Raw genomic sequence first — 10,372 nt, 5'->3', positions numbered from 1 at the left:
CCGTCTCTCTCCTCGCAAAATAGATATTTGGTAAAAAGAAAATTCGCATATTTATGCGGTTTGTTCCTCTGGATGCTTTCGAAACTGAAGCTCATATAGCTCCGCATAATGACCACCCTCAGCAAGGAGCTGGTCATGAGTTCCCTGTTCTTTGAGCTCGCCATCGGCAAGAACACAGATCGTATCCGCCCTCTCAATCGTAGACAATCGATGGGCAATAACTAATGTCGTACGATCCTTCATCAGCTCATCTAAGCCCTGCTGAACTTCATATTCCGACTCTGCATCCAGGGCCGAGGTGGCTTCATCCAGCAGCAAAATCGGCGCATTTTTGAGCAGAGCACGGGCAATCGCGATTCGCTGTCTTTGACCCCCGGACAAATTGGCTCCGCGTTCACCGACAATCGTGTCATACCCCTCCGGAAGCTCAGCTATGAAGCCGCTGGCATAGGCTGTTTTGGCCGCAGCCTCTACTTCCTTATCCGTGGCATCCGGTGAGCCGAAGCGGATATTGTCTGCTACTGTACCGTGGAACAGTGTAGCCTCCTGTGGTACATAGGCCATTAAATCCCTAACCTCATTCAACCGAAATTCTTCTGCCAAGCGGCCGCGAACCCGCAGCACACCTACATCCGGTGGGTAAAATCCCAGCAACAACTTCATCACGGTGCTTTTCCCACCACCACTCGGACCGACAATCGCGGTTACCTGCCCTTCTGGCACGACTAAGTTCAATCTTCGCAGCGTTGGACGGTCTGGCTGATAACCAAAGGTGATATTGTGCAGCTCCAGCGCAGCAACAGTCTGTTCAATAGAGAGATCTGAATCCACAGTCTCGACACCGTCATAGGATTCCTTAGGTTCACGGGCTGATGAAGCTGACACCTCTGGATCGATAAGCCCGGTTACTGATTCCTTCTGTTTCGCCGCGGGGAACTGTTCCTCTTCCTTCGACTCATTCAAGATTTCGCGGATACGCGCCAAGCCTGCCAAAGAGTTTTGTAACAGGGATACAGCTGCCCCCAGCTCCAAAAATACCGTTGAAATACCCGTTTGCAGCTGCACAATCTGTCCCAAAACTCCGAGCTCCATTTGCTTCTGCGAAACCAAGATCAATCCAGCAACAAGCACACCGCCCAGCGTAATAAATTCAATAACAAAATTACACATATCCTGCAGTCCCATATGACGTCCCTGTCGGATACTGATGCGATTTATGTCCTCGCTTGCATCGTTGCAAAGTCCACCCACTTTTGTCCTTAACCCAAATAACTTCACCGTCTGTAAACCAGAAAGCAAATCACTCAATCGTTCCGTGAACCTGCTCATCCGTCCCTGTAATTCTTCACTCGTCTGTCGCATTTTCTTCGCAAAATGAGCATTTATCCAGGCTGAAGCCAGTCCTAGTAGAACCGCCATAATCCCAAATCGCCAATCCAGCACCATCAGAATGACTAGTGAGCCTAAGAAAAGCGAAGTTTCCAGTATAATCGAGCGAATATGAACGGTGTAAGCCTGCTCCAGCGTTTGGACATCGTTTGTCATGCGGGAAACAAGATTACCCGAATGGTGTTTTTCGGCTTTTTCATACGATAGCTTGACAACATGACCGAATAGTTTCATTCGTACATCGGCAATTGCGAGCTTGACACATCGTTTATACATATAGCTGCACACTGGGGAAATAAGACTTAACGCCAAAAATGTGCCGCTGACCAAATAGACCGCTCGGTACAGCTCCTGTACATCGCCATTAACCGCAAAATTCAGCAAATAATGCACCACAAAAGAAAGCAAAATTGTGATGCTGGCATTGGTCAGACTGTTGCCAACCAACCCCGTAAAATACCATTTTCGATGCGGCTTCATCAGGGACATCAATTGCTTAAATTCATAAAACCCCTGCTTGAAGGTCACGACGCTCACTCCTTTCCTCAGGCAGTGAATACCCGTTTTCCTCCGTTTGCTGTCCTTCAAAATTTTGCAAATACAGCTTTCGGTACACACCTTCACGGCCTAGTAATTCCTCATGTGTACCCGATTCCACAATGCTCCCCTGATCAAGTACGATAATGCGGTTCGCCTGGCGTACAGTTGACAGTCGATGAGCTATGACCAGTACCGTCCGGTTTTGCATTGCTGCATTCATTGCAATCTGTACCTGAGCCTCCGACTGGCTATCGAGTGCTGAAGTCGGCTCGTCCAGTAGAAGCAGCGGAGCATTTTTCAGCAATGCTCTTGCTATAGAAATACGCTGCTTTTGTCCTCCAGACAATCCGCCTCCCCGTTCGCTCAACAGAGTTTCATAGCCCTCGGGTAGCTGAACAATAAAGTCATGCGCATGTGCCGCTTTCGCCGCCTCGACAATTTCTTTCCGGGTCGCCTCCAGACGTCCATATCCGATATTTTCTGCAATAGTGGCCGGAAAAAGCGACGGTTCCTGAGATACCATCGAAATATGGCTACGCAGGCTTGTTAGGTTCCAATCTGTTAAATTCTTACCAAACAATTGAACGGTTCCGGCATGCTCTCCAGGTTCATTAAATCCGCAAAGCAGCTTGAAGATTGTGCTTTTACCGCCACCGCTGGCCCCAACAATCGCTACCGTTTCTCCTTGTCCTACCTGGAAGCTAATCTCCTTCAGCACCGTGTTCCCTTCGTTGTAGCCAAAGGTTAAATGCTCAAAGCTGACTACAGGAATGTCGTCCTTGCTTTCTGCATCGTCTTCCTTGAGATCTTGGCTTATTGAAGTGATTTTCCCGTCTTGCCGCTCATCTGGCCAATCCAGCACCTCAAACAAATGCTTCGCTGCTCCCCCCGCTTCCTTCATTTGCGAAATGATCGTCGGCAGCATGGCAACAGGCTGCAATATGAACGAAATAAGATATAAAAAAAGGACAATGCCACCAGCATTCAACTCACCTTGTTGAATCAAATATCCACCGTACACAATGACCAAAATAATCGGTGTTGCCAGCATCATCACACCTACTGGAGTTATGAACGCATAGCGTTTTTCTAGCCGCAATCCGCGCTTGACGACCTCCTCCGTAATCACCATATACTTCTTCAACAGCACAGCCTGCATATTAAATGCCTTGACGATAGGAATTCCTCCGATCGCATCCTGTCCCACCGCGTTCAAATGAGCAATTTTCTCCTGAAGCTCCTTGGAGTATTTCTCAATTGGCTTGCTCATCAGTGAGGTTATGATCATTCCTACAGGCATAAGCGCAAGACTTGCCAAAACCAGTTTCCAGCTTGTCAGTAAAAGCAACGTTAAGGATGCCGTAAACACAAGTGGCAAATAAAACAGATTAGCAAACTGCTGGATAAAAAAGTTCTGCAACAGCGCCGTATTGTTTGTTAGACGGGATACCAAATCTCCGGTGAACTTGCTCTCCACGCTGGAAACAGGTAAATCATAAAACTTATGTACGAGATCGCCTCTCAAGTCGCGCAGGGCACTAACACTAAAACGTGCCGAAGCGTACCTCATCACAAACTTACAAGGCATTCCAATTACCGTCATACCAACAACTAGATAGATCATGTTCTGGGTGGAGGAGAATGTTCCCTGTGCCATTTGCTCTATGGCCTTACCCAAAATAATGTCAATAGCTGCCAAACACAAGGAGGAAATCACGGCTATAAAAACCCAAAGATTATAAGGCTTTATATAACGTGTGAGTCTCCGAAAAGCAGAATTTGATCGAAACAAAGGTATCCCTCTTTTTCATTGCCACACTTTAGCAGTGCGAACTTTTTAGATTGGCGATGGACGTCATTGAAGTAAACTCTGTGTCTGAAATGATGAGGGCCTGTACAGAAAAATTGGATTTTAATCTACGCTGGAAAATGCATCATGGTGGGTGGTTTTATCGGTTATTGCTGAGATGGTGATAACGAAGTGTATCGTGATGTGTGGGACATTCAACTCTGCCTGAATCGTGGTTGTGGAGTGCTTGTGTTGTAAGTTGTATGAGCTGCCGCAGCGTGGGCCATCGGCGAGGATGCGGAGAGAATGTCCTCGACTGCGCTCATAACCTCTTGCTCTTGTTCATGGATGAAAAAGTGATTGCCTTCGAACATCCGGACATCCATAGGTGACATCGTATGCTGCTGCCAGGCACGAAGTGAATCTGTGCTAACCTCAAAATCCCTCGTTCCCCCTAAAACCGTCATCGGGCATGCCAGTGGATCTCCCGGCTGATAAACATAAGTTTCACATACCTTAAAATCTGCACGCAGACGAGGCATAATAATTTGCATCAATTCTGCATTTTGCAGCACCTCTTCGGGGGTGCCCTGCATCAAACGAAGCTCTTCGGTGAAAGAATCGTCTGCTAAATTATGGAGCCGTTTCTTGGAGTATGGAAGTTGAGGAGCGGATTTACCAGATACGATGATATGCACAGGTAGTTTTCCAGCTTTGCTGTACAACTGCCGCGCTGTTTCAAATGCGATCAGTGCCCCCATACTGTGCCCAAAAAAGGCAAATGGCTTATGTATGTATGGAGCCATAGCGGGAACCAACGATTGGACGATGTCTTGAAGGGTTTCCATTGGAGCTTCAATGGAGCGGCTCTCACGTCCAGGGAGTTGTATTGGCAACACAGTAATATCAGGCGCGAGTCTGGACTTCCAAGAGTTAAATATGTAAGCACCACCACCGGCGTAGGGGAAGCAGAATAGTTGGAGCTTCGCAGCCGGTTGGGCCTCTGTTTTAGCGAACCAAGATTGTGATCGAGTCGTCATATGAATTCCTCCATCCTCTATGCAGTTCATAATTTTACAGTAAATCCTTATATCTCTTTTTTTCTTCCAACACTTTCTAGCTTTTTTAAATATACAAACTTTAAAACGGCTTGACACGGGACAAAAGGGCTAAATTACTAGACTTCATAAAAATAAAACAAAATCCATATTATGCTATTTGTTTCCAAACTACAAAAACAACAATTTGACTTTTTCGCTCATTATCTGCCCATCATGATCTGTAAATCTAGCCTAAAACATAATTTCACATTTTCACGAACATTGTAAAACTAAAATCATTATGATTTACAATTACGCCCAAACCCCTTATCCTATAACAATTTTATCTTTACATGCCATTAACATAAATGTAACAAATTCAACCTGATATCATCCGACAAATTCCGCCTTTTTCCGCGTCCACCTTCAACCTCCTATATAATGGAACTAATTTAAAACAAGCACACACAAACCAAAATTAATAACTCTTTAAATTTTTAATAAACCGGGTTTTTAAGTAGTTCTAAAGAACTATATTATGCATAATTTTTTTTGACTCTTCGTCTAAAAAAATTAGTTCGAATTGATTTTTTCGCTTCCAAAGCTATGTTTTTTTCTTTTCAAGCCTAATAGAAACTTTTCAATTTTACTTCATAAGTACCTGTTTTTTAGAAATTTATATCCTTGATTTTACTCTTTCATCCCCCAAAAACAGTAACAGCAAACAGCAAGTCTCCCTTTAGTCAGAGACTTGCTGTTTTATAAGTTTATTATGATTGAATTCACCAGCGAGGGAAGTCTTGACTTCAAATTTCAAGAGGATGCCGCTGCCGCGAGCGTACCGGAAGAATCAGCAGTATGATGAATACTTCGCACGAAACGAATCGTTTTTGTATCTGAATGCATTACAACTGAATGGGTTTCAGCTCTGTGACCAGGCAGAGAACGAACCCCCTGCAACCACTCACCAGGCGTCACGCCTGTAGCGACAAACATCACGCCTTGGCGTCCGACCATGTCCTCCATCGACAGCAACGCCCCTGGATCAGTAATACCCATGCGTTTGCAACGTGCAATCTCTTCTTCTCCATGAGGCAGCAAGCGGCCCTGTATTTCTCCGCCCATGCATTTCAGCGCGGCCGCGGCCAATACACCCTCAGGAGCGCCGCCAGAGCCGATATGCAAATCTACACCGCTGTCCAGGCAGGTTTCAATTGCACCCATCACATCCCCATGACCAAGCAGCTTGATCCGAACGCCGCTTTCCCGCAGAAGCTGAATGATCCCGGCATGCCGTGCACGATCCAGAATGGACACCGTAAGATCGGACAAGGGTTTCCCCAGTATGCGCGCTGCTTTTGACAGTGTAGTCGGGATCGTGTCCTCTAGTGACAGCTTTCCAGCCAATGCCGGACCAACAGCTAATTTTTGCATGTACATATCCGGAGCGTGTAGTAGACTACCACGAGGTGCAGCAGCAATGACCGACAGTGCGTTATTCAAACCGTTCGCCACCGTTTCCGTCCCTTCGAGAGGATCAACAGCAATGTCCATGGCTGGCCCTCTGCGATTGCCTACTCTCTCCCCGATATACAGCATGGGAGCCTCATCCATTTCGCCTTCGCCAATCACGACCGTGCCGTCCATGGATACCGCATTAAAATGAGTACGAATGGCTACTGTTGCCGCCTCGTCCGCGCTATTCTTATCTCCACGCCCTGTCCATTGTGCCGATTGCAGTGCCGCTGCCTCTGTTACCCGAACGAATTCCAATGCCATTTGACTCTCCATACCTATCCCTCCACCTCTCCTAAAAATGATATTACCTACAGGCAAATAAATATTTTCAGGGCAGCTTTGCTGCCATTTTATTTATATCTTTATATAATCTCCTATAACCTACGGCCGATCCTTATCTTTAGAGCAGCTTTGCTGCCTTTTATATTTACACTCCTGTATCCCGTAATTCATATTTTCTTTATAAGCGCTGCTTCTAAGTTGTTTCGCTTCTATAACATTCTGATAATCAAGCCTGCTGTCTCTTCAATGGCTTTATCTGTAACATCAATGACCGGACAATTCAGCTCTTTAAACAAAGACTGCGCATACGCGATTTCCTCTTCCACCCTTGTCGCTGTGGCATATTGCACATTATTAGGAAGCCCCATAACCTTTAATCGTTCACTGCGTATTTTCAACAGCAGCTCCGGCTGGATCGTCAATCCGAATACTCGGCCATGCTGAACATCCTTCAACTGAACAGGCGGTGTAAGCTCCGGTACAATCGGAATGTTGACTGTTTTATAACCTTTATGTGCGAGAAACATGGATAAAGGAGTTTTGGAAATACGAGACACTCCAAGCAATACTATATCTGCTTTGAGAATAGCGCTCACATCTTTGCCATCATCGTATTGAACTGCAAAATCCAGTGCCTCTACACGCCGAAAATAGTTGTCGTCCAGTCGGTGCAGTAGACCTGGCTTCTCTTTGGGATCGTTATGAAACGTATCGGCAAACGCCTGCATCATCGGTCCCATAATATCGACAGCCCGCACATTCAGCCGAACAGCCTCTTCTTTCATCGCCTCTCTCAATTCCGGCTGTACCAGCGTATAAGCTACAAAGCCTTTACGCTCGGCAACTTCCTCCATTACCCGACTCAGCTCGTCTTCATCCCTCACGTTCATAAATCTTTTGATCTCTGTGTCTGGTAACTCAAATTGGCGCATGGTCGCCTGTACGACAGCTTCTGCCGTCTCGCCAATCGAGTCTGAACAGATCGCTATAAAATGACTGCTCGCCTGAACCATTCGATTCCTCCCATTAATCCTCTGCTACCATATCGAGCAACATTTTAATAATATTTGTTTTTGTAATACGTCCCACGACTTTCCAGTGCTCTCCTGGTTTGTCAGAATCCGAAGGGACGACGACAGGCAGGCTGTCGATTTGACGAGCAATAATTTTGCGTGCTGCCTCTAGTACGGTATCCTCTGGGGAAACAGTGACCACATTCGCCTGCCGGGTCATCACAAGACTGACAGGAATGGTTGCTGCATTGGGATTGCCTAACGTTACCTTGAGTAAATCCTTGCGGGAAGCCACCCCTGCCAAATCTCCGTCTTCATCGGTGACGATCAAATTGCTCACATTTTCCAAAAATAGAGCTACGACAGCTTCCTGAATTGTGGTTGTTTCACGTACGATGACTGGAACCCCGTGAAGATCACCGACTTTCATTTGCAAAAGCCGGAATTTTTCCTCCCGGTTCGGCGTGCCCCGCTTTCCAACAAAATAACCGACCTTGGGCTTAGCATCTATGTAATTCAGAATGCCCAATTTGGATAGGTCGGTCCGAATGGTCGCCTTACTGAGATTAAGCATTTCCGCAATCTGGTCACCCGTTATCGGGGCATGCTTTTGTACGATGTTTAAAATTTCTACTTGTCTTGCCGTAAGGTCGATGATGAACGCCCCTCCTTTTTTTGCTTGCGATCTGATATTGAATATAATACGTCATATATAATAATAAATCAACCTAAAAAAAGCATATAAAACATCACATATATAAAATTAAAGTGGTTATTCATGTTTTTTTATCATTTAAAACACTTATTCCATTCAAAAAACGGGTGCTTTATCCCCCCTCTTTCGAGTAAGGCAAAGCACCCGCTTTCCTATTCGTATCTTAAAGCATCAATCGGACGCAGCTTCGAAGCCTTGCGCGCCGGATATACTCCAAACAGTACGCCGACTCCCATGCAGCACAGAAAAGAGTACAACACTGGCTCTATCGAATACACAATCGGCATTTGGACGAATTTCTCAAGCAGCTTTGCACCCCCAAGACCCACCATTACACCGACTAGTCCACCCATTAGACTAAGAAAAACAGCCTCAGCCACAAACTGCAGCATAATATCACTGCGCTGCGCACCAATCGCTTTGCGAATTCCGATCTCCCTCGTACGCTCCGTGACGGACACCAGCATAATATTCATAATACCAACACCGCCAACACCGAGCGCAATTGCAGCTACACCGATCAGCAGCATATTCATAACCCGGTCAACCCCAGACACTGTTTTTAAGATTTCCGTCTGGGTCATGATTTGAAAATCATCGCCCTCTGATGGCTTTAGCTCATGTCTGGCACGCAGCACCTGCCGGATTTCAGCACTTGCCTGATCAATCCTGTCCTCCGTTGTTGCAGAGGCATTCACCTGCTGAATGCTCATATTGCCCAGCCGTTCCATTCCAGTTGTAATCGGTACATATACCTGCTGCCCGCTGTTGCTCATATTGGAATTGGAATTGGTCAGCACACCAACCACCTTAAAAGGCAACTGCTTGATCATGATGGTCTCACCGACTGCCCTGGAGGCATCCGGGCCAAAAATATTACGGGCTGCATCACTCCCCAGCACAGCCACATTCATCCGTTTATCCACTTCATAGTGAGTAAACGACCTGCCCTGAGCTAGCGACAGCTTTCTCACATGGACAAATGCCAGCGAAGTCCCCTCAATTTGCCCGCTGACCTTATTGCGACTCCACGTAATATCTGCACTGGTCATCGCACTTGGTGCTACCTCTGCGACTGCTTTTTGCTGCTCTAGCGCCTCGATATCCTCCAGAGATATTCCTTTCGTCTGATTGAACGACATGGAGCTGGACCCATCATAGGGAGCATAAGGATAGATCATCAGCAGATTATTTCCCATACTATTGATCTGCGATGTAATTGTAGCGGTTGATCCTTTACCGATGGCTACAATCGCAATCACGGCGGCCACTCCGATAATAATGCCCACCATGGTCAGCAAGGATCGCAGCATATTGGTTCGCAAACTATTGAGCGATACACGAATAATTTCCTGAAATTTCATGCCTTCACTTCCTCTGCCGCCATTCTTCGTTTCTCAACAGGCTGATCCTTTTCAATCCGCCCATCTCGAAAATGAATCAGACGCTTGGCGTATTCCGCAACCTCCTGATCATGAGTAACCAGTACAACCGTTTTCCCCTGATCGTTCAGACGCTGAAAAATCCCCATGATTTCCACACTTGTTTTGGAGTCCAAAGCTCCTGTCGGTTCATCCGCCAAGAGAATAACCGGATTGTTCACAAGTGCCCGTGCAATAGATACCCGTTGCTGCTGACCGCCTGACAATTCGTTTGGCCTGTTATTCATCCGGTCGCCTAGACCTACACTTGTGAGGGCATCCATGGCCCGCAAACGACGCTCCTTGGCAGAAACTCCCGCATAGATCATAGGCAGTTCCACATTCTCCAAAGCTGTTGATCGCGGAAGCAAATGGAATTTTTGAAATACAAATCCGATTTTCTGATTACGTATAATAGCCAGTTCATCCTCGCGGGCATCTAAGATCGAATATCCATCCAAATAAAATTGTCCTGACGTAGGTAAATCCAGACAGCCGATAACATTCATCATCGTGGACTTGCCTGATCCAGACGGTCCCATAATCGCAACAAAATCACCGTCAGCAATATCAAGTTGAACCTCACGCAGAGCATGAATTTCTTGATCTCCGACATGGTACACTTTTTTCAAACCCTCTATCTGAATAACATATCTCATGCCTGT

At 46.3% G+C, this 10,372-nt stretch carries 8 protein-coding genes; all 8 read right to left on the bottom strand.

All coding sequences use genetic code 11. The features are described from left to right. Positions 1-51: 51 nt before the first annotated feature. Positions 52-1,917 carry an ABC transporter ATP-binding protein gene (locus ACUC6J_RS11220; protein ID WP_447250204.1) on the bottom strand — a complete coding sequence of 622 codons (1,866 nt, stop codon included), beginning with the start codon at positions 1,915-1,917 and terminating at the stop codon, positions 52-54. Next, complete coding sequence (locus ACUC6J_RS11215; RefSeq protein WP_447250203.1) at positions 1,892-3,721, bottom strand: ABC transporter ATP-binding protein; 1,830 nt, start codon at positions 3,719-3,721, stop codon at positions 1,892-1,894. Before ACUC6J_RS11215 ends, ACUC6J_RS11220 begins: the two co-directional genes overlap by 26 nt. Positions 3,722-3,933: 212 nt before the next feature. Then, complete coding sequence (locus ACUC6J_RS11210) at positions 3,934-4,758, bottom strand: thioesterase II family protein (RefSeq protein WP_102997329.1); 825 nt, start codon at positions 4,756-4,758, stop codon at positions 3,934-3,936. A gap of 813 nt (positions 4,759-5,571) precedes the next feature. Further along, the gene (gene glpX / locus ACUC6J_RS11205; protein ID WP_044786629.1) at positions 5,572-6,549 is read right to left on the bottom strand and encodes a class II fructose-bisphosphatase; all 978 of its coding nucleotides are present in this window, start codon (positions 6,547-6,549) and stop codon (positions 5,572-5,574) included. Between the two features lie 218 nt (positions 6,550-6,767). Then, on the bottom strand, positions 6,768-7,571 hold the full coding sequence (locus ACUC6J_RS11200; RefSeq protein WP_447250202.1) for a pyruvate, water dikinase regulatory protein: 804 nt from the start codon (positions 7,569-7,571) through the stop codon (positions 6,768-6,770). 13 nt (positions 7,572-7,584) lie between these two features. Continuing rightward, on the bottom strand, positions 7,585-8,199 hold the full coding sequence (locus tag ACUC6J_RS11195) for a helix-turn-helix transcriptional regulator (protein WP_223822107.1): 615 nt from the start codon (positions 8,197-8,199) through the stop codon (positions 7,585-7,587). 239 nt (positions 8,200-8,438) lie between these two features. Further along, entirely contained in the window at positions 8,439-9,650 is a 1,212-nt protein-coding gene (locus ACUC6J_RS11190; protein WP_017428484.1) for an ABC transporter permease, read from the bottom strand. Further along, on the bottom strand, positions 9,647-10,366 hold the full coding sequence (locus tag ACUC6J_RS11185; protein ID WP_016818473.1) for an ABC transporter ATP-binding protein: 720 nt from the start codon (positions 10,364-10,366) through the stop codon (positions 9,647-9,649). Before ACUC6J_RS11185 ends, ACUC6J_RS11190 begins: the two co-directional genes overlap by 4 nt. Positions 10,367-10,372: the final 6 nt, after the last annotated feature.

Source organism: Paenibacillus sp. JJ1683 (genome assembly GCF_053006485.1).
Note: the sequence above shows the minus strand (reverse complement) of the source record. Positions and strands in the feature narration are given on the sequence as shown.

What these genes read in the sequence shown, in the direction of transcription:
- ACUC6J_RS11210 (WP_102997329.1), bottom strand. Translation starts at nt 4,758, where the DNA reads ATGACGACTCGATCACAATCTTGGTTCGCTAAAACAGAGGCCCAACCG.
- glpX (WP_044786629.1), bottom strand. Translation starts at nt 6,549, where the DNA reads ATGGAGAGTCAAATGGCATTGGAATTCGTTCGGGTAACAGAGGCAGCG.
- ACUC6J_RS11200 (WP_447250202.1), bottom strand. Translation starts at nt 7,571, where the DNA reads ATGGTTCAGGCGAGCAGTCATTTTATAGCGATCTGTTCAGACTCGATT.
- ACUC6J_RS11190 (WP_017428484.1), bottom strand. Translation starts at nt 9,650, where the DNA reads ATGAAATTTCAGGAAATTATTCGTGTATCGCTCAATAGTTTGCGAACC.
- ACUC6J_RS11185 (WP_016818473.1), bottom strand. Translation starts at nt 10,366, where the DNA reads ATGAGATATGTTATTCAGATAGAGGGTTTGAAAAAAGTGTACCATGTC.